Source organism: Paenibacillus favisporus (assembly GCF_040545415.1).
Lineage (GTDB): Bacteria > Bacillota > Bacilli > Paenibacillales > Paenibacillaceae > Paenibacillus_AQ > Paenibacillus_AQ favisporus.
In genome coordinates this window covers 176,728-195,314 of the sequence record NZ_JBEPLV010000001.1, presented here as the reverse complement: position 1 = coordinate 195,314, position 18,587 = coordinate 176,728, and the positions used below count along the sequence as shown (strand labels likewise).

General features: G+C 56.6%; 20 protein-coding genes. 2 read left to right on the top strand and 18 right to left on the bottom strand.

What is annotated here, in order from left to right:
* Positions 1-136: 136 nt before the first annotated feature.
* The 15 genes from ABID47_RS00920 to spoVAC form a co-directional block, all read right to left on the bottom strand.
* Positions 137-904, bottom strand: coding sequence for a class I SAM-dependent DNA methyltransferase (locus ABID47_RS00920; protein WP_354494591.1), 768 nt, complete (start codon positions 902-904; stop codon positions 137-139).
* A gap of 48 nt (positions 905-952) precedes the next feature.
* Positions 953-1,873, bottom strand: a complete 921-nt coding sequence (locus tag ABID47_RS00915) for a CvfB family protein (RefSeq protein ID WP_116229462.1) — start codon at positions 1,871-1,873, stop codon at positions 953-955.
* The gene (gene rsfS / locus ABID47_RS00910; RefSeq protein WP_116229461.1) at positions 1,870-2,217 is read right to left on the bottom strand and encodes a ribosome silencing factor; all 348 of its coding nucleotides are present in this window, start codon (positions 2,215-2,217) and stop codon (positions 1,870-1,872) included. Before rsfS ends, ABID47_RS00915 begins: the two co-directional genes overlap by 4 nt.
* Positions 2,214-2,792, bottom strand: a complete 579-nt coding sequence (yqeK, locus tag ABID47_RS00905; RefSeq protein WP_354494588.1) for a bis(5'-nucleosyl)-tetraphosphatase (symmetrical) YqeK — start codon at positions 2,790-2,792, stop codon at positions 2,214-2,216. The genes rsfS and yqeK overlap by 4 nt, the downstream gene beginning before the upstream one ends.
* Positions 2,764-3,366: a nicotinate-nucleotide adenylyltransferase gene (gene nadD / locus ABID47_RS00900; RefSeq protein WP_145157954.1), complete on the bottom strand. Its 603-nt coding sequence runs from the start codon at positions 3,364-3,366 to the stop codon at positions 2,764-2,766. Before nadD ends, yqeK begins: the two co-directional genes overlap by 29 nt.
* 15 nt (positions 3,367-3,381) lie before the next feature.
* Positions 3,382-3,672 (bottom strand): ribosome assembly RNA-binding protein YhbY, encoded by a 291-nt coding sequence (gene yhbY / locus ABID47_RS00895; protein ID WP_076169735.1) that lies wholly within the window; start codon positions 3,670-3,672, stop codon positions 3,382-3,384.
* A 42-nt stretch (positions 3,673-3,714) separates the two neighbouring features.
* Entirely contained in the window at positions 3,715-4,587 is an 873-nt protein-coding gene (locus ABID47_RS00890) for a shikimate dehydrogenase (RefSeq protein ID WP_251677281.1), read from the bottom strand.
* 55 nt (positions 4,588-4,642) lie between these two features.
* The gene (yqeH, locus tag ABID47_RS00885) at positions 4,643-5,770 is read right to left on the bottom strand and encodes a ribosome biogenesis GTPase YqeH (protein WP_076169733.1); all 1,128 of its coding nucleotides are present in this window, start codon (positions 5,768-5,770) and stop codon (positions 4,643-4,645) included.
* Positions 5,767-6,294 carry a YqeG family HAD IIIA-type phosphatase gene (locus tag ABID47_RS00880; RefSeq protein WP_145023448.1) on the bottom strand — a complete coding sequence of 176 codons (528 nt, stop codon included), beginning with the start codon at positions 6,292-6,294 and terminating at the stop codon, positions 5,767-5,769. Before ABID47_RS00880 ends, yqeH begins: the two co-directional genes overlap by 4 nt.
* Before the next feature lie 119 nt (positions 6,295-6,413).
* Positions 6,414-8,645, bottom strand: coding sequence for a transglutaminase TgpA family protein (locus tag ABID47_RS00875; RefSeq protein WP_354494584.1), 2,232 nt, complete (start codon positions 8,643-8,645; stop codon positions 6,414-6,416).
* Positions 8,642-9,886, bottom strand: coding sequence for a DUF58 domain-containing protein (locus tag ABID47_RS00870; RefSeq protein WP_435530593.1), 1,245 nt, complete (start codon positions 9,884-9,886; stop codon positions 8,642-8,644). The genes ABID47_RS00875 and ABID47_RS00870 overlap by 4 nt, the downstream gene beginning before the upstream one ends.
* A gap of 3 nt (positions 9,887-9,889) precedes the next feature.
* Entirely contained in the window at positions 9,890-10,846 is a 957-nt protein-coding gene (locus ABID47_RS00865) for an AAA family ATPase (RefSeq protein ID WP_076169730.1), read from the bottom strand.
* 285 nt (positions 10,847-11,131) lie between these two features.
* Positions 11,132-11,482, bottom strand: coding sequence for a stage V sporulation protein AE (gene spoVAE, locus ABID47_RS00860; protein ID WP_076169729.1), 351 nt, complete (start codon positions 11,480-11,482; stop codon positions 11,132-11,134).
* Positions 11,483-11,485: 3 nt separating this feature from the next.
* On the bottom strand, positions 11,486-12,508 hold the full coding sequence (gene spoVAD / locus ABID47_RS00855) for a stage V sporulation protein AD (protein WP_354494579.1): 1,023 nt from the start codon (positions 12,506-12,508) through the stop codon (positions 11,486-11,488).
* On the bottom strand, positions 12,505-13,008 hold the full coding sequence (gene spoVAC, locus ABID47_RS00850; RefSeq protein ID WP_076169727.1) for a stage V sporulation protein AC: 504 nt from the start codon (positions 13,006-13,008) through the stop codon (positions 12,505-12,507). Before spoVAC ends, spoVAD begins: the two co-directional genes overlap by 4 nt.
* A gap of 511 nt (positions 13,009-13,519) precedes the next feature.
* Between spoVAC and ABID47_RS00845 the strand changes: the two genes are divergently transcribed.
* The gene (locus ABID47_RS00845; protein ID WP_354494577.1) at positions 13,520-14,593 is read left to right on the top strand and encodes a M42 family metallopeptidase; all 1,074 of its coding nucleotides are present in this window, start codon (positions 13,520-13,522) and stop codon (positions 14,591-14,593) included.
* Between the two features lie 158 nt (positions 14,594-14,751).
* Here ABID47_RS00845 and ABID47_RS00840 read toward each other — a convergent pair whose 3' ends face one another.
* Positions 14,752-15,333, bottom strand: a complete 582-nt coding sequence (locus ABID47_RS00840; RefSeq protein WP_354494575.1) for an NADPH-dependent FMN reductase — start codon at positions 15,331-15,333, stop codon at positions 14,752-14,754.
* A gap of 222 nt (positions 15,334-15,555) precedes the next feature.
* Between ABID47_RS00840 and ABID47_RS00835 the strand changes: the two genes are divergently transcribed.
* The gene (locus ABID47_RS00835) at positions 15,556-15,909 is read left to right on the top strand and encodes a LytTR family transcriptional regulator DNA-binding domain-containing protein (RefSeq protein ID WP_076169723.1); all 354 of its coding nucleotides are present in this window, start codon (positions 15,556-15,558) and stop codon (positions 15,907-15,909) included.
* Positions 15,910-16,128: 219 nt separating this feature from the next.
* On the opposite strand, the gene ABID47_RS00830 is transcribed toward ABID47_RS00835, so the two are convergent.
* Entirely contained in the window at positions 16,129-17,265 is a 1,137-nt protein-coding gene (locus tag ABID47_RS00830; RefSeq protein ID WP_354494573.1) for a glycerate kinase, read from the bottom strand.
* A gap of 114 nt (positions 17,266-17,379) precedes the next feature.
* Positions 17,380-18,351, bottom strand: a complete 972-nt coding sequence (locus ABID47_RS00825; protein ID WP_354494571.1) for a D-2-hydroxyacid dehydrogenase — start codon at positions 18,349-18,351, stop codon at positions 17,380-17,382.
* Positions 18,352-18,587: the final 236 nt, after the last annotated feature.

Genomic DNA, 18,587 nt, shown 5'->3' with positions numbered 1-18,587 from the left:
CGATGCCTCAATTAGGCATCTCCCATTATACTATTAGCCGCAAATAGCCCCGGAACCTTTGTTCCGAGGCAAAATCCCGCAAAGCATCCTCTCCAAATATAGACCAGATGCTCTGCAAGGACATGATATTCTCAGCCTATTTGACCGCGACAAAAAACAGCCGCTGCGCCTCGTCGTCCGCTTCCACCCACTCAAAGTCGGCATACGTCTGCACGTCCCGGAATCCGGCCTTGAGCAGTTCGCTCTTCATCCATTTCGGATCATAGCCCCGCTGCACGTGCACTTCTTCAAAGCGGCGGTACAAATCGCTGTCTTCTTCCTTCGCAAAGATACTCAAATGATGCTCGATTTCGCACCGCGGCGCGTCCAGGTCGCAGGTCCAGATGTACGAAACCGACTTGTCGTCCCATACGAACGGCTGCTCCTCGTCATAGCGGATGATCGTATTCGGATGATGCACGTCAAACACGAAGATCCCCTTTTCCTTCAGCCCATTATAGGTCTGTCTAAAGGTCGCGACGATATCGGCTTCTTCCAGCAGGTAACTGATGCAGTCGCAAAATGAAATGACCGCATCGACGGGCTCGGGCAGCTCCCAGGAGCGCATATCCTGCTGCACCCAGCGGATGGAGCCTTCCCGGAACAGGCGGCTGCCCTGCGGCGTCTTTTCCATCTTCCGTCTTGCTACGGACAGCATGTCCGCCGACAGGTCGATCCCTGTCACTTCGAACCCCGAGTTCACAAGCGGAATCGTGATGCTGCCCGTGCCGCATCCCAGTTCTACCACACTTTTCGGCATGCCGTATTTTTCCCAGGCCTGTCTTGCAAACCGAAGCCAATCGGGATACGGCATATCTTCCATCAGTTCATCGTAAACGTATGCAAATTTTCTGTAAGAGGACATGATGACACCGCACTTTCTGTTAACGTTCCGAAAATCCTCCCAGCCCTGTTAGGACGGATCGGCGTTCCCGCCCGTTTCCGGTTTGGAACTTTCCGGCTGAACCAGATAAGTCCAGTTCTCCTTCTGTGTGATAAGACCTTCCTTCATCAATTTGCCGATTGCGCGCTTGAAAGCCGACTTGCTGATGCCGAAGCGCTGCTTGATAATGTCCGGAGGCGTCGCATCCGAATACGGCATGCCTCCGTTCGGACGTTCCTTCAAGAACGCCAGCAGGCGGTCGGCATCCAAATCCCGGCCCACTTCCTTGCGCTGGGCCATGGACAGGTTGACGCGTCCGTCCTCACGAATGTGGCTGACCCGCACCTGCAGCTCTTCGCCTAAACGCAGCATGCGGGTTCGCTCCGAGGAGTGGATCATGCCGATGGCGCCGAAGCCGAGCACTCCCCCGTCCACGATCACGAATGTTCCCATCTGCAGCGGGCGGTACACCGTCGCGGTGAACCACTGGTTTACCCAGGACTGCGGCGCCTGGAACGTATGCTGCGATAGCTCCTGTTCGCCGGCCAGCTTCGCGCGCAGCCGTCCCTGCTTGTCATGCTCCATGATGACGAACACCGAGTCACCGACCCGAGGATGCAGCTCCTTCAATTCCGGAAGCTCGCGAATCGGCAGCAGCAGTTGACGGCCTAGCCCCATTTCGAGGAAGCATCCCAGTCTCGGATGCACATCCGCCACAACCAGCTTCGCCATCTCGCCCAAGGTCAAATACGGCTTTTTCATCGTTGCCGCCAGCCGATCTTCCGTATCGTAAAAAATAAACACTTCCACACGTTCGCCCGGCTCGATTTTCCGGGTCAGTTCCGTGTAATGGAGCAGCACATCTTGTCCACCGGCATCGAGAAAATAGCCGTAAGGCGATACTTCGCGCATCACCTCATAGGTTTGAATCGTTCCTGCTATCGGACTCATACGGTTTCCACGACCTTGGCATCCGACCACAGGCGTTCGATGTTGTAATAATCCCGTTCATCCCGGTGGAAAATGTGCACGATCACGTCGCCCAGGTCCATCAGCACCCAGCGTGCGGAATCCAATCCTTCCACACCGCGGATTTCGAGGCCGGCCTCATGCACGCGCTTGCGGATTTCGGTCGCGATCGATTGGACCTGGGTATCCGAATTCCCGTGACAGATGACGAAATAGTCGGAAATGAGGGAAATCCCCCGCAGGTCGAGCGCCACGACGTTCATGGCCTTTTTATCTTCAGCGGCAGCTACGGCCAGATTTAACAATTCTTCAGGTTTCAAGGTCATACATTCGCCTCCAACTGTTTAATAAGATCATTGCGGGCAAATACGGTCAGCGGGTAAATGATCTGACGGCGGGAGATGAGCAGGCTGATCGTGGAGTCCAGTCCGGCGATCAATCCCTCTTCAAGGCTATGGTTGGCCAGTTCCCGGATATTATTCACGCCCGGAAAATCCCTTCCCGGTTCGATGTAATCCGCCAGGCACACGACCTTGTCCAGCAGGGTCATGCCAATGCGGCCGGAGGTATGATACCGGATCGCATCCAAAATTTCAGGATCGGTAATCCCGTAATCCCGTTCCGCTACAAAAGCACCGACTTCGGCATGCCAGAGCGGCTTATCGTAAAACAGCAGATCCTTGGACAAATCGTTTTCCTTAATGATCGCTTCCAATTGCTTCACAGGCCAGTATTTGGCCACGTCGTGCAGAATCGCCGCCGTTTCGGCCTTAACAGGGTCCGCTCCGTAACGCTCCGCAAGCATGACGGCGGATTGCATCACGCCTTCTGTGTGCTTCCAGCGCATGGCCGGCATTTGTCCGGACACGGCTTTAATCAGTTCTTCGCGGCTGAATGCCATACATTCCCCTCCTTCTGATATAGTCGTAGACACTGTCTGTCACCATATAACGAATGGAGTGTCCGGTGGCCAGCCTTTCCCGGATTTCGGTCGACGAGATGTCCACCTGGGGCATGTCGGCCAGTAGAATTTTTCCCTTCAAATAAGCGGGGAGCGCGTCCAAGTTCAGCGTGGAGCCCGGACGCCCGACACCGATAAAGCTCATCAGCTCCACCAGTTCCTCGATGCCCTCCCACTTTGGCAAATAATTGACCATATCGGCCCCGATGATGAAATGAAAATCGATGTTTTCAAACGAGCTGCGGATTTCCTTGACCGTGTCGATCGTATAAGAAACCCCGCCTCTTCTGATTTCGATATCGAGGGTCCGAAAGCAGGGATGGTCCGCAATCGCTTCAGCGACCATGCCGAGACGCTGTTCACCGGTAGCTCCCGCCTGTTCCTTATGGGGAGGAATATGACTGGGCATAAACCAAACCTCGTCCAGCCCGAACGTGTCCCGGGCCGCTTCGGCAGCGAGCAGATGTCCGATGTGGATCGGATCAAAGGTACCTCCCATGATACCTACCTTCATGCTGATCCCTCCCGCTTATGGCAATTCAATCTGCTTATGATCTTTGGATTCTTTATATAAAATAATCGTACTGCCGATCACCTGCACCAGTTCAGAGCCCGATTTTTCGGCCAATTCCTCGGCAATTTCGTGCTTGTCTTCCAAGCAGTTGTTGAGAATGCTGACCTTCATCAGCTCCCTCTTCTCAATGGCCTCGACGATATGACGGATTAACTGGTCGTTGGTTCCGCCCTTGCCGACTTGAAAAATCGGGTCCAAATGATGCGCCTGGGACCGGAGATAGCGTTTTTGCTTACCTGTTAACATAAAATGTCAAAACTCCTTAATCTTCAATGTACAATTCAATAATCATGATTCCTTCATACTGGCCAGAACCGCGCTGCGCATCGCCTCCACCGGGGCGGGCAGTCCGGTCCAATACTCCAGGGCAAAGGCTCCCTGATTTACAAACATCCCGAGACCGCCGTGAATGACGCAGCCCTTCTTCTCGCTGTCGGCGAGCAGCCGGGTCTTCAGCGGATTATAGATGAGGTCGCTGACCACGATTCCCGGGGGAATCCGCTCGGAATCTAGCGGTGTTCCGTCCGTTTGCGGATGCATGCCGACCGAAGTCGTATTAATGATCACGTCCACTTCGCCTAGAATGGCCGGAATGTCGTCCATCGCCATCCCGCGAATGTCCGCCAGCGCTTTCCATTCAGCCGCCAGCGCCTCGGCTTTATCGGCCGTCCGGTTGGCGACATAAATCCGGTCCGGATGCTCCAGCGTCAGGGCGTATACGATACCGCGAGCGGCACCTCCGGCTCCGAGCACCAGAATGCTTTTGCCTTTCAGCTCGGCAATCGCTTCTTCCTTCAGGGAACGGACATAACCTATACCGTCTGTATTATACCCCGTGAGGTAGCCTCCGTCATTCACGATCGTGTTGACGGCTCCGATCTTCAAGGCCGTTTCGTCCAGCTCGTTCAGGAACGGAATAACCTCCAGCTTGTGCGGAATCGTGACGTTGATTCCCCGAAAGCCAAGCGCCTTGATGCCTTCCAGCGCCGTTCCGACCTGCTCCCGCGATACGCGCATCGGAACATAGGCGCCCGGGATGCCGAGCGCGGCCAGCGCCGCCTTATGCATCACGGGCGATTTGGAATGGGCGATCGGATCCCCGATGACGCCCAGCAGCAGCTCCCCTGTATGTTTCAGTAACTCCGGTTTAGCCAAATTCATGGTTTCCCCTTTCCCTGCGCTCACCTGTCAGCTCTTGCAACGTTCAAAGGCAGACTCAGATTAAAGAAGGTCTTGCCAGCACCTTGACTCCCCGCGGCGCATGAATAGCGCACAGGGCTCCCTGATCGCTGTTCACTTTAACCCAGCCCAATCCGGAGACGAACAGATCCATGCGCATACCGCGCTTGATGCGGAATTCATGCCTTGTCCATTCCGGCAGCTTCCCGATGTTCTCCCGGTTCGGTGGGGACAGCAATTCTCCGGCATGCTCCGCGTACAGCTCATCGGCACGCTCCAGCTTGGTGCGGTGTATGCCTACGCGGCTGCCGACAAAGCAGGTAAACGACTGGCGCTCGCCCTGAATAAAGTCAAACCGTGCCATGGCTCCGAAAAACAGTGTCTGTCCTTCGTTCAGCTGGTACACGGCCGGCTTCAACGGGTTGTCCGGCATGACGGCGCCCAGGTCCTCCCGAGTGACGAGCTCACTGTAGCGCCAAGGGTATACGATCCCCGGCGTGTCGATAATAAAGCGGCCGTCGTCGAGCGGAATGTTGACCATATCCAGGGTCGTTCCCGGGTAACGCGATACGGTCAGCTCCTGCTCCAAATCGCTGTAATCCCGGATCAGCCGGTTGATCAGCGTCGATTTGCCGACATTGGTCGCCCCCACCACATAGACGTCGCGGTCCCCGCGATACGAGGCAACCGTGTCCAGCAGGCGGTCGAAGCCCTGATTTTTCTTGGCGCTGCACAGGACGATTTCTTCCGTCTTGAGGCCGTGCTCCTTGCATTGTTTCTGCACCCAGTTAAGGACCTTGTTCCAGTTCGTCACTTTAGGGAGAAGGTCGATTTTGTTCACGGCGAGAATGACCGGATTGTTGCCGACAAACCGCTGCAAGCCTGAAATGAGGCTTCCTTCAAAATCGAACAGGTCTACAATATGAATAACGAGCGCGTTCTTCCCGCCGATTTGGCTGAGCAGACGCAGGAATTCATCCTGGTCGACGGCAACGGAAGAAGCCTCGTTGTAGTTTTTAATCCGGAAGCAGCGCTGGCAGATGACCGGATCCCGGTCCATCGCTTTCTCCGGGGTATACCCCGGAAGCTCGGGCTGCTCCGTTTGGATGGCAATGCCGCAGCCGCTGCATTTTACGGCTTGACTGCCGTCTATCGGGTCTTTCATTGTTGGTGTTCCTCCTCCAGCCATAATCCCTTTTTCCGCAATCGTGCGAGCGCAATTTTCTCCAGACGCCGGTTCATGCGCGTACCCCAGCCTTCATCCTGAATGGATATCGGGAGCACCAGCACGGTAAACAGGCCGAGCCGGTTGCCGCCGTACACATCGGTCAGCATCTGGTCGCCGACCACGATCGTCTCCTCGCTCTTCAGGCCCATCATCTGCATGGCTTTCCGGAAAGGCGCGTTCGACGGCTTGCGGGCTTCATGGACAAACCGGATATCCAGCGGGGTGGCAAAAGTTGATACCCTCGCCATTTGGTTATTGGACACGATGACAAGCTGAAACCCCGCCTTTTTCACCTTTTCGAACCAGGCGATCAGCTCGGGGGTGGCCAAGGGAGCCTTGGCACCGACCAGCGTATTGTCCAGATCCGTGATGATTCCACGGAATCCCTGCGAATACAGCCGCTCCAAATCCAGATCAAACACCGTTTTTACCCTCATTTTCGGGATAAGCATTTCAAACAAATTGATGTCACCTCAGTTTCATAGGACAAACTATACCATAATCTGCGTAGTTAGTAAAAAACTTATGTTCGGGCGAAACAAAAAAGAAAACGCCCGAAGGGCGCCTTCTAAAAAGTCCATCACGCTGCATTCTTCGGTATCTTTTTCATCGCAGCTTTCAATTCCTTCGCATGGGCATGGACGCTTCTCCATTCCGATTCCGACACCGATGAAGGACTGTAGCGCGCCTTCTCGAACAGATGCAGCAGCGGCTCCAGGAAGGATCCGAGCGCCGGGGACCGTCCTTCCCAGCGGCTGACCGACTCCCGGAGCGTTTCGTCCGCGCCGCGTTTGAGTCCTCTTCGGCGCAGCTGCTTGATCCACCGTTCGGTCATGACAATGACCTTCTGGTCGGGAGACAGCTTTTGTCCCGTACGAAGCCGGAGCCATCCGAACCGGAGCTGGAGCCGATACCTCCACAGCACATACACTGCAAACGCTGCGAGGATGAGGAGGGAAGCGCCGTATACGATTTGCACCACGGGTCCGCGATCCTGGCTCTGCGCTGCCTGTTGCGGCGCCTGCTCAGGCTGGTCTTCCTCCACTTCCGGCTGTGCTTCCGGCTCGGCCGGATCTTGCGCCTGGGCGTCATGCGTGAGCAGCGGCATGCTGAAGCCGGGGGTCGCTTCCACCGGAATCCAGCCGTACGGCCCGAAATAGACCTCGGCCCACGAATGCGCATCGGCATTGGTCACCGTATACACGCCGGAGTCCGAGGTGCCCTGCACGCCTTGGACCTGCACGTCGGAGCTGCTTCCCTGCACCTGGCCGGGAGCGTACCCTTTGACCCACCGCGCCGGGATGCCGAGGGAACGGGCCATCATCACCATCGAAGTCGAGAAATAATCGCAGTATCCTTCCTTGATCTCAAACAGGAAGCTGTCCACGAAATCGTCGCTGACCTTTTTGGACAAGTCGGGCTCGTTCGTATATGTGTAATTCGTTGTTAAATAGTTTTGAAGCAGACCGATTTTTTCATAAGGCGTTGCTCCGGAAGCCGTCACTTCTTCCGCAAGGTCGCGGGCCCGCTTCGGAAAATCGTTCGGCACCTGCAGATAGGCATCCTCAGTCCCTTGGGAGCCGTACAGGTCGGCAAACGACTTCTGGCGGATTTCATCCTCCGAAACGACCGGAACCTCGGACACCACCGTGTAGGTTTTCGGATAACGGTCCCGCTTTGACTCGGCGGTCCAGCGAAGCTCCGACTGGGAACTGTTCCAGCGGAGGCTGCCTGTATTTTTCCCGTCATCGATAAGCTCTACTTTGGACAGGTTATACGCACCAAACAAAACGGGGTACTGATTTTCGCTCAGCATCGTAACCGTCTGTCTTACCGTCACCGAATCGCCGGCGGTTGGTTCATCACCGGAAAGCTTCGTATCCGCCGTCACCTCATCGGTCTCCCTGCCGGAATTGCGCTCGTCCCCCCAGCCGCTGCCGGTATACAGCCTGCGGGTCTCCCCGCGCCAATAGCTTCGCTGGTCCGAGCTGATTTCCATCACCGGCGTGTAGTCGAAGTTGAAGCCGCCGCCAAGCTTGGTGTCGTTGCGGCTGTATCCCGAGGAAGTCCGCAGCACCGAGTCAGCCGGATCCCCGTCAACGCCGGCCGTGGCAGCCGTCTCACCTTGGACGACCCAAGCCGTGTAGGGATCGGTCAGGGACGGCGGCACTTCCGGCATGTTGACACCGACCGCAAACACGAGCGAAAAAATGACCGCCACGTTCAGCAGCATTTTTAGCGGGTACTGCCGAAGATAGCGCCAGCCATGCGGGTATTTCTGCTGGAAGCGGCGGAAGTGCTCGCTGACCAGCCAGCCGAGCGCCGCAAACACCGTCCAGGCGACTTCCTTCCATAAATCGTACACGGTGAAAGAATCCAGTATGGAGAACCCCACGATCAGCATGCCTGAGAACACGAGGATTCTGCGCTGATTATTGACCAGCTTGGCACTGAGCAGCAGCAAAATCCAAGCGCCTACGGCAAAACCGAGGTACGGCAGCGCGTTGCCCGTAAACTGCTGAATCCGGTTCGGCAGGCTTCCTGCCGGAAAATAAATCCAGTACGCGATCATCTCCCGGTGAATGATGTACAGCACGGCGATGCCTTCCAGCACGTACCGGTAAATACTTTTGATTGGCAGCAAAATTTCGATCGCCGTGATGACCGTCACGCTGATGATGACGATGGCCGTCGTCTCGCTGTACCAAATGTTGTTCATAAAGTAAATCCACTGCAGCGCCATAATCCACAACCACACCAGGGATAAGGTGCGAAAAAACGAAGTGCGCAGCGAATACAGCCAGTTGATCAAACCCTTCCACCCCCTAATGCGGCCGGCAGCTCACTCAGCGATTGAATGCTGCACGCAAAGGTTCCGCGGGAAGCGAGCATCGCTCCCCAGCCTTCTACGCCCTTCTCTCGCCCGGAACTGATCCGGATGTGCGAAGAGCTCATGCCCCGGGTCTCGGCCCAGCGCAGAATGTCAAGCACCTGCTGGCCGCTGGCCGGTGAAATGAAAACGAGGAAGGCCCCCGCCGGAAGAAACCGTGCGTTCTGCTCCAGCTTCGGGAGCAGCTTACCGTAACCGTCGGCGGACAGGTCCACCAGATGATGCATCATCCGCTGGCGGTCTCCCTGCACGCTGCTTGGCGGAAACAATTTGAATACGTCGCCGAGGGTAGCGAGGCCCATGTTCATTCTGCCGCGCCCGCCATACTCGAGCAGGGAAGCCGCTGTGGAAACAGCCAGCTCAAACTGCGCGTCGGAGCCGTAGTGAGCCTTCGTGGCGTCCAGCAGAAGCATCGTTTTCGGAACGGAATCGTATTCGAATTCCTTGGATTTCCACTGTCCGGTCTTCGCGGTAGCGTTCCAGTGAATCCGGGAAATCCGGTCCCCGTACACGTAATCGCGGACGCCGTTAATCTGGGTCGTCTCTTTGCGTGAAGCTGCCGAGGCGGTTTGAGGCCCCGCAAGCGGGGAATTCCGGTCGAACAGCTTCCATGTGGGGATAAACACGGTTCGGGGCATCACGCGAAACTGGCCGGGCACATGAAAACGGCCTTTATGCTCGATAAAGCCGAAAATATCCTCACTGACGCATTCCGTCTCCGTAAAATAGTATCTTCCCCGCTCCAGCGGCGGCGTCTGGAACATCAGCGTACCGCTGCCTCTGTAATTGGGAATGACGCTTTCCTCAAACGACCAGGAATCTCCGTTATGCCGCTTCATGACTTCACGGATAATGATATAGGGCATCGGCAGAAATCCCGGAATCGAAAAATGGAGCCTGACCTTAATCTGCTCGCCGGCGTGAAGCACGGTGCCTTGTCCCCTTTCGGTGGACAGCTGGCGCGTTCCCCGCGTCAGCCGGACGCCGCTGATGCCAAGCACGATCAAATACAGCACGATGACGCTGATCATGACAAACAACATCAGGGACGTCTTGCCCCCCTGAAACAGAACATAGAACAGGCTGGCGACCCATACGAGCAGTACGGCCCAATACCTCGGGGTTTTGAGTCCGGATCGGATACCGGTTAACAGCCTTGTCATCATTTATCGCTCCATCGCTACAGGCACATGCACCTGCTGAAGGATGTTTTTCAGCACGGATTCCGGACTGACGTTGTCCAGCCGGGATTCCGGACGAAGAATGATGCGGTGGGCGAGAACATAAGGAGCAAGCGTCTTAATATCGTCCGGAAGGACGTACTCCCGCTGCTGCAGGAAAGCAAACGCCTTAACCGCGTTCAGGAACGACAGGGATGCGCGCGGGCTGGCTCCGAGCAGGACGGAGGCATGCTCCCGGGTACGGCGGACGATGCTCAGCAGATAGTCCGTCACCGCCTCGTCGATATAAATGCTGCGGATTTCATGCTGCATCTCCGCGATCTGTTCCATGTTGGTCACCGGAGTCAGCCGGTCGACCGGCTGGCCCTGCTTGTGCTGGTACAGCAGGCTTTTTTCCGTGGCCGCGTCGGGGTAGCCGAGGCTGATCTTCATCATAAAACGGTCAAGCTGCGCTTCGGGCAGCATGTAAGTGCCTTCAAAGTCGATCGGATTCTGGGTGGCGCACAGCATAAACGGACGGGGAAGCTCATACGTTTCGCCGTCCACCGTCACGTTGCGCTCTTCCATGACCTCAAGCAGGGCCGACTGGGTCTTCGTCGTGGCCCGGTTAATTTCGTCAGCCAGAAGAATGTTGGTCATCACCGGACCCGGACGGAAGTAGAACCGCTCCTCGCGCGGATGAAATACGGAAACGCCGGTAATATCGCTCGGCAGAATGTCCGGGTTGCACTGGACACGCCGGTAATCACCGCTCATGGACCGGGCGAGCGCCTTGATGAGCTGCGTCTTCCCCGTTCCGGGTACATCTTCGATCAAAACATGCCCTTCGGCCAGCAGAGCAGTTAGAAGGAGCTGTATTTCAAATGATTTTCCCAATATGCAAGATTCGAGATTGGATCTTACTGCTGCAATAATGTGAAGAAATTCGCTGCGTACGGGCATATCAGTTCCTCCTAGAATTCGTAATCAATGAACATGCTCGCAGATGCGTTCACTGGTAAATCGATAACATCGTAAAATAGCTGGATACATATAAGTATATATTTTACATTGTACATGAAGGAAGAACAGAAAGTATATTGGGCACATTTCCTAAAATCGTCGTATACCCCCACATACCCGCCGAAATGAACGGCAAAACACCCCGGAATACACAATTCCGGGGTGTTTATTCGGGCATCCCATTTTCAGTTCAAGCAAGGAAATGCAAACGGCGGATTGGTGGAATTACCCGCGGGGACGGACGAACAGCGCGGCGATAAACGAAAAGATAATCGCCGCCGATATCCCCGCGCTGGTGACCTCGAAGATGCCTGTCACAACCCCGATCCAGCCGTCCCTCTGAAGCTCCGACAGCGCTCCGTGAACAAGCGAGCTGCCGAAGCTGGTGATGGGAACGGAAGCGCCGGCACCGGCAAATTTGACGAGGGGATCGTACCAGCCGAGACCGTCAGCCACCGCTCCCGCCACCACCAGCGTGCTCATCGTATGCGCCGGCGTCATCTTGAACAAGTCCATCATGAGCTGGCCGATGACACAAATCAGACCGCCGATAATAAACGCCCATAAAAACTGCATTGGTTAATCCTCCATTTCCAGCGCTACGGCGTGGGCGATGCACGGAATGCTCTCTCCCTGCTGAACCGACAAGGGGGAGTGCAGCGAGCCGGTCGCCACGACCAGCACTTTATGTAATTCGCGTTGTAACATCCGTTTGACCAAATGGCCGTAGGTCACCGCCGCCGAGCAGCCGCATCCGCTCCCTCCGGCCAGGACGGCCTTCTGCTTCTCACGGTTATAAATCATGAGCCCGCAATCGCCGAATTTCGTCTCGTCCATCTGGTAGCCTTCCTTCTCCAGCAGCTCCTTCGCAATCGGCAGACCGACCGAAGCGAGATCGCCGGTCACAATCAAGTCATAATAATCGGGAGACAGCCCCGTATCCCGGAAATGCGCGGCGATCGTATCGGCAGCGGCCGGCGCCATCGCGGCGCCCATATTGAACGGATCTTTGACCCCAAGGTCCATGATCCTGCCGATGGTCGCCCGGGCGATCCTCGGGCCGGCTTGGCCCTGTCCGCCTTTGGCGATGACGCCGCAGCCCGCCCCGGTGACCGTGTATTGGGCGGTCGGCGGCTTCTGCGAGCCGTATTCGGTCGGATACCGGAACTGCTTTTCGGCCGTGCAGTTATGGCTGCCCGTTCCGGCCATCACCCGTTCCGCGGCCCCCGTGTCGACCATCAGGGCGGAAATCGCCAGGCTTTCCATGGACGTCGAGCAGGCCCCGAATACGCCCAGGTATGGCACGCCAAGCTTGCGGGCGGAGAACGTGCTGCTGATGATCTGGTTCATCAGATCCCCGCCTACATAGAACTGGATCTGTTCCTTGTCCAGTCCCGACTTGATGACGGCAAGCTGGGCGGCCTGCTCCAGCAGCCTCCGCTCCGCTTTCTCCCATGTTTTCTCATTGATTTCGAGATTGTCGTACACATAATCGAAATCGGGAGACAGCGGGCCTTGTCCCTCATCAGGACCGACGACGGCGGCGCTTCCGATCAGAACGGGCCTGGAGTCAAACTCCCAGGTCTGGCCGGTCAGCTTCATGGCTGATGCACTCCCTGGATGCCGAAGATGGCGTAGACGAGTCCTACGACGAAGGCGGCGACGGTTCCGAACACGATCACGGAGCCGGCGAGCTTGAACATGTTGGCCCCGACGCCAAGGACGTAGCCTTCCGCTTTATGCTCAAGCGCCGCCGAGCACATGGAGTTGGCGAAGCCCGTAACCGGTACCGCCGTGCCCGCTCCGGCCCATTGGGCGATTTTGTCGTACACGCCAAAGCTGGTCAGGATGACCGATATAATAATGAGCACCGCAACGGTCGGATTGCCCGCTTCTTTGACCGTCATGTCAAACCAGCTCATGAACGCCCGCTGAATCGCTTGTCCGATTAAACAGATCAGGCCGCCGACCACAAAAGCACTTACGCAGTTTTTGAATGTGCTGCGCGAAGGAGAATGCTTTTTGCTGATCGATTTGTATTCCTCGGGCGTCAAGGAATCGATCTTGAATCCGGTTCCCCTGTTCTTCGTATTGGCAGGCATTACAGGCACCTCCTATTCATCATTCCTTTTCATTATTTGTCATTTGCAGGAGAGTTATGTATGTCAAGCAGAGGCGGGCAGCAAACAGCGCCAGGCAGCCGGGCGCTAATATTTGAAACCTGGCGGCTGTTTAATGAGGGCTATCCATGGCAGGCGGATTATAATAAGAAGAGAAGCACAATGACCAGCAAAATCAACAATACGAGGATCAGGATGTTTTCTTGGCGGCGATCCATGTGTATCGGTTCCATAACCAGGCTCCTTCCGGCTGACTTCAGGGCATCCGTCCAGGATATCCTATTCATCAGGGTCGCCATTTGTGCTTCTGCCCGCCGGACGTGGACATTCGGATCAAGTGGGTTCATACTAAGGATTGAAGTCAACTGCATAGAATGAACTAAAGAAATGAATATTATTAGCCTCTATAGGCCGTAATAACAGGAAGTTCAATGCAAAACTTTGGTTCAATCTATATACATAACCACATTCATGATAAAGGAGATAAGGTACGATGGATCAAAAGACGAAAGATATGTTCCGCAAGCTGACGGAATTCCCCGCGGCTTCCGGATTTGAAAAAGACCTGCGCGCATATTTCAAGGAGGCGGTGACCCCGTTCACGAACGAGTTCGTACAGGATCGCCTCGGCAGTCTGTTCGGCGTTCTCCGCAGGGATGAGACCGGCCCGAAGGTCATGGTGGCCGGCCATTTTGACGAGGTCGGTTTCCTGGTCACCGGCATTACCGAAGCCGGAATGGTGCGCTTTCAGCCGCTCGGCGGCTGGTGGAGCCAAGCCGTGCTCTCCCAGCGGCTGCAAATCATAACGCCAAACGGTCCGGTATTCGGGGTTGTCGGATCGACGCCGACCCACCTGCTGGACGAATCGCAGCGCAGCAAACCGGTGGACATCAAAGCCATGTACATCGATATCGGCGCGGATAACCGCGAGGAAGCCGAATCCTTCGGCATCCGTCCGGGGCTTCAGGTGCTGCCGGTCTGCGAATTTACGCCGCTGGCCAATCCGAAGAAAATCATGGCCAAAGCCTGGGACAACCGCTACGGGGTCGGCCTTGCCATCGAACTGCTGGAGGCGCTCCACCAGGAGAAGCTGCCGAATACGCTGTACTGCGGCGCAACGGTTCAGGAAGAGCTGGGACTGCGCGGCGCGCGCACGTCGGCCAACCTCATCCAGCCTGATATTTTCTTCGCGCTGGATGCGAGCGCAGCCAACGATATGACCGGCGACAAGAGTGCCTTTGGCCATATCGGACAGGGAGCGCTGCTGCGCATATTCGACCCGACGATGATTACCCACCGCGGACTCGTGGAATATGTGCAGGATACGGCGGATACCCACAACATTAAGTATCAGTATTTCGTATCCCCTGGCGGCACGGACGCCGGGCAGGTGCATTTGAGCGGAATCGGCGTGCCGTCTACCGTCATCGGCATTTGTGCCCGCTACATTCATACGTCTTCGTCGATTATCCATACCGACGATTACGATGCAGCCAAGGAGCTGCTGACCAAGCTGGTCAAAGGCCTCGACCGCACGACGCTGAACACCATTATCGAAAATGCCTGAAGCATGGTCTTCCCTCCGGCGGCGAAAGCTCATTGCTTGCTAAACAGCATGCTTCCCCGTCCGAAGTTCCGACACGGCAACACGAAAAAGCCTGCGCGCTCCAAATCTCAGAGTTGGAGCGACGCAGGCTTTTGTATTAGGAAACCCGGTTATCTAACTTACCTGAACCCGTTCATGCCATTTGCAGCTGCCTCTCGTACAGCCTCTTCCAGCTTCCCGAGCATGCCCTTCAGCTTCTCGTTCAGCTCCTCATCCTTAATCTCTCCGCCCCGAAGCTTCTGATTGAGGAAAGGAACCGTAAAAGACCCGCCCTCCACCAGGTCAGCCGTCATCATCCTAAGGGTCATCTGAAGGGACTCATGCGCCTTCTCTCCACCGGTTTCCATCGGCGATCCGCTGACAACAGCGACGGGCTTGTAGACGAATTCTCCGGACGATACCAGCCAGTCGAGCGCATTCTTCAGCACGCCGGGCACGCCATGGGCATATTCGGGGGTGCTGATGATCACGCCGTCCGCCTGACGGATCGTGTCACGAAGCCGCGCCACCGAAGGGGCCGGGTCGTCTCCATCCAGATCCGGGTTAAAATGGGGCAGGTCTCCGATGCCTTCAAATATCGAAATCTCCATCGTTTCCGGCGCCAGCGGATAGAGGGCGTGAATCAGGCTCGTATTGGACGATTGTCTCCGGAGGCTTCCGGAAATCGCCGTGATCTTTATAAGACTTGAATTCAAAGGCATTCGTCCTTTCTCGGTTTGACATTGGCGGGCGACCGCGCTTATCGCAGCCGTCTATGACCATTGTGGCCGTAATGGAAAATTTGGTCAATACCGCGAGCGCTTTTGTCCAAGTTCACAAAAAAAATCATAAAATTCACAAATTTACTCTTATGCAGGACGAAAAAGTGTGGTAGAATGAAAGCGCTAACACTTTATCATCTTCTAAAAGGGGGCTTTGGTAAGATGACTTCATCCGACAAGGTGCTGCAGGAATATCATCAATTTGATCCGGTGACGGACGCGTTTTTCTTTAAGGTCGGCGGTCAGGGACAGGTTATTTTCCACGGCAGAAACTATATTATCAAGAAACGGTTAACCAGCCAGGAAATCTCCGCTTTGATCTCGCAGCCCAATTTTGTCCGAGCCGCATCCAACATCCATGTCAACGTGAATAAAATTACTTCCTTTGAAGGCAACGTCCTTCACTTCCGCGATGATTTTGCTTACCCCCGCACCATTTCCGTTTCCAAACGCATTTTGGAGCAGATTAAGAAACGGATGTCCAGCCCGCTGACGGATATGACGCTGAAGAAATAACACAAACCAAAATCAAGGGGTCATCACAGAAAAAGCAGCAGTTGGCCGGGCTTTCCGGACACTGCCGCTTTTTTTATATCCGAATGTATAAACTCCCTAGGCTAAACATCCTGATCTCGCAAAAAATGTTCCGCTAAACGCGGGCCGGCTTCTTGGAAAGTACGTCGATAGACGTTATGTTATTGCCCTTTAAAAAGACGATTCGTTGACGGCATAATTCTATCCACGGACGCTTCCGGCAAAAGTCCGAATCACCTGCTCGGCCGACATCTCCAGCAGCTCTCCGGCACGGGCCACCGCTTCCTCCAGCGCCATCGGTCCGTTCACGATGCTGTGCACGCTGAGGATTCCCGCATCATACAGCGGCTCGATCCCCGGCCCCACTGATCCGGCCAGGGCGATGACCGGAACCCCGTGCCGCCGCGCTTCCTTGGCGACGCCCATCGGCGTCTTGCCGGATGCGGTCTGCGCGTCTATCCGGCCTTCGCCGGTGATGACGAGGTCCGCGCCTTCCAGGTGCGCCATGAATCCCGAATGCTCGATCACGAGATCGATGCCGCTCCTCATCCCGGCTTTGAAAAAAGCGAGCAGCGCCGCTCCTACGCCGCCGGCTGCGCCCGCTCCCGGCAGGTCATGCACGCGCAGGCCCGTCGCCTCCAGGATGCGGTCCGCCCATACGCGCATCCCCTGTTCCAGCACCGCGACCATCTCGGGCGTCGCGCCCTTCTGCGGGCCATACACATGGGACGCGCCGTTTGGGCCGAGCAGCGGGTTCTGCACGTCGGAAGCGATTACGAAGGTCGATTCGGCAAGCCGTGCATCCATTCCGCCCATGTCGATCGCCGCCACGCGCTGAAGCTCCAGGCCCCCACGTCCGACCGGCTGCCCGGCCTCATCCAGCAGCCGCACGCCAAGCGCCTGCAGGATACCGGCGCCTCCGTCGTTTGTGGCGCTGCCGCCGATCGCCATAATAAATTGGCGGCAGCCCGCATCGAGCGCGCGGCGGATCACCTCGCCGGTCCCGTACGTCGTCGTATGCAGCGGGTCCCGCTCCTCAGCGGCGATCAGCTCAAGCCCGGACGCGCTGGCCAGCTCCACCACGCAGGTGGCCCCTCCGTGGATGAGGCCATACTCGGCGTCGACCGGCCTTCCCAGCGGATCGGACACCTGCACTTTGGCCTTGGTACCGCCAAAGCGGGTCAAGCTGTCCAACGTCCCCTCTCCGCCGTCCGCCATGGGGACAAGCACCGTTTCCGCGCCAGGCAGTGCGCGTCTTATGCCCCTGTCAATGGCGGCCGCCGCGTCGGCGGCACGGATGCTGCCTTTGAACGAATCCGGAGCGATCACGATTTTCATGCGGTCCATCCTCCTTTTGTAGTCTCTTCTTGCCCTATGTTTATGCCTTCCATGCACCGATTCAACCAGCACATTCAATAGAGCCTCCATGCCCCTTAAAGCAGTACGCCGTTCTCAGCGGTTGTGCGGCCCAACCGTGTTCACCGGCCGGCCTTCCAGAAACGCGGCCACGTTGCCCGCAGCAATGCTCATCAGCCGCTCCCGCGCTTCCACCGCCGCCCATGCCATATGCGGGGTGATGATGCATCGCGGGGCATGCACAAGCGGATGGTCTGCGGCGGGAGGCTCCGCCGCAAGCACGTCAAGTGCCGCGCCCGCAAGCCGGCCTTCGTTCAGCGCATCGGCCACATCCTGCTCCTGCAGCAGCCCGCCGCGGGCGGTATTGATCAGGAAGGCCGAAGGCTTCATCAGCGCCAGGCGTTCGCGGTTGATGAGCCCCTCGGTTTCCGCCGTGAGCGGACAATGCAGGCTCACCACGTCCGACTCGGCCAGCAGCTGCTCGAGCGGGACACGCCGGACGCCGCTGTCTTCGTCCCCGTCCGCCTTGCCCGGTCTGCCGGATACCAGTACGCGCATGCCGAAAGCCTCCGCCAGCCGCGCGACCTGGCGGCCGATCCGGCCATAGCCGACGATCCCCATCGTCTTCCCCCAGAGCTCGATTTGCGGAGTCAGCGTGTAGGAGAAATCTACCGCCTTCGCCCAATCTCCCGAGCGTACGCTGTCTCCATGCCGCCCGATCTGGTGGCAGAGCTCAAGCAGCAGCGCGAACACAAACTGCGCCACAGACTCGGTTCCGTATGCCGGCACATTCGTCACCGTAATCCCGCGCGCAGCAGCGGCTTCAATGTCAACCACATTGTAGCCGGTCGCAAGCACGCCGACGTAGCGGAGGTTCTCTGCCGCCTCCAGCACCTCCCGCGTTAGCGGGGTTTTATTCGTCAGCACCATTTCGGCGTTCCCGATCCGCTCCTGAATCAGCCCGGCAGGGGTGCGCTCGTAGACCGTCACGGAACCGAGCTTTCCCAGCTCGTCCCAGCTTAAATCCCCCGGGTTCAGCGTTTGTCCGTCCAGCACGACGATGTTCATTACAGTCAACTCCTGTTCCTGAAAGTGTAATCGAATCCCCCATCTTCAGCTAGCAGCAGGATAGTTACATCTACTATACCATTCAGGCAGTACCGGGTGAACAAGTCCGTTTCGACATCAGTCCCGCCAAACAGGAAATCGTTTTAAGATTTGGATGGGAAACCTTTACTGAGAACTAGACTTTTCCTCATAAAATAAAAGCAGCCCCCCACGAAAGGAGGCCGCTAATTAGGCTT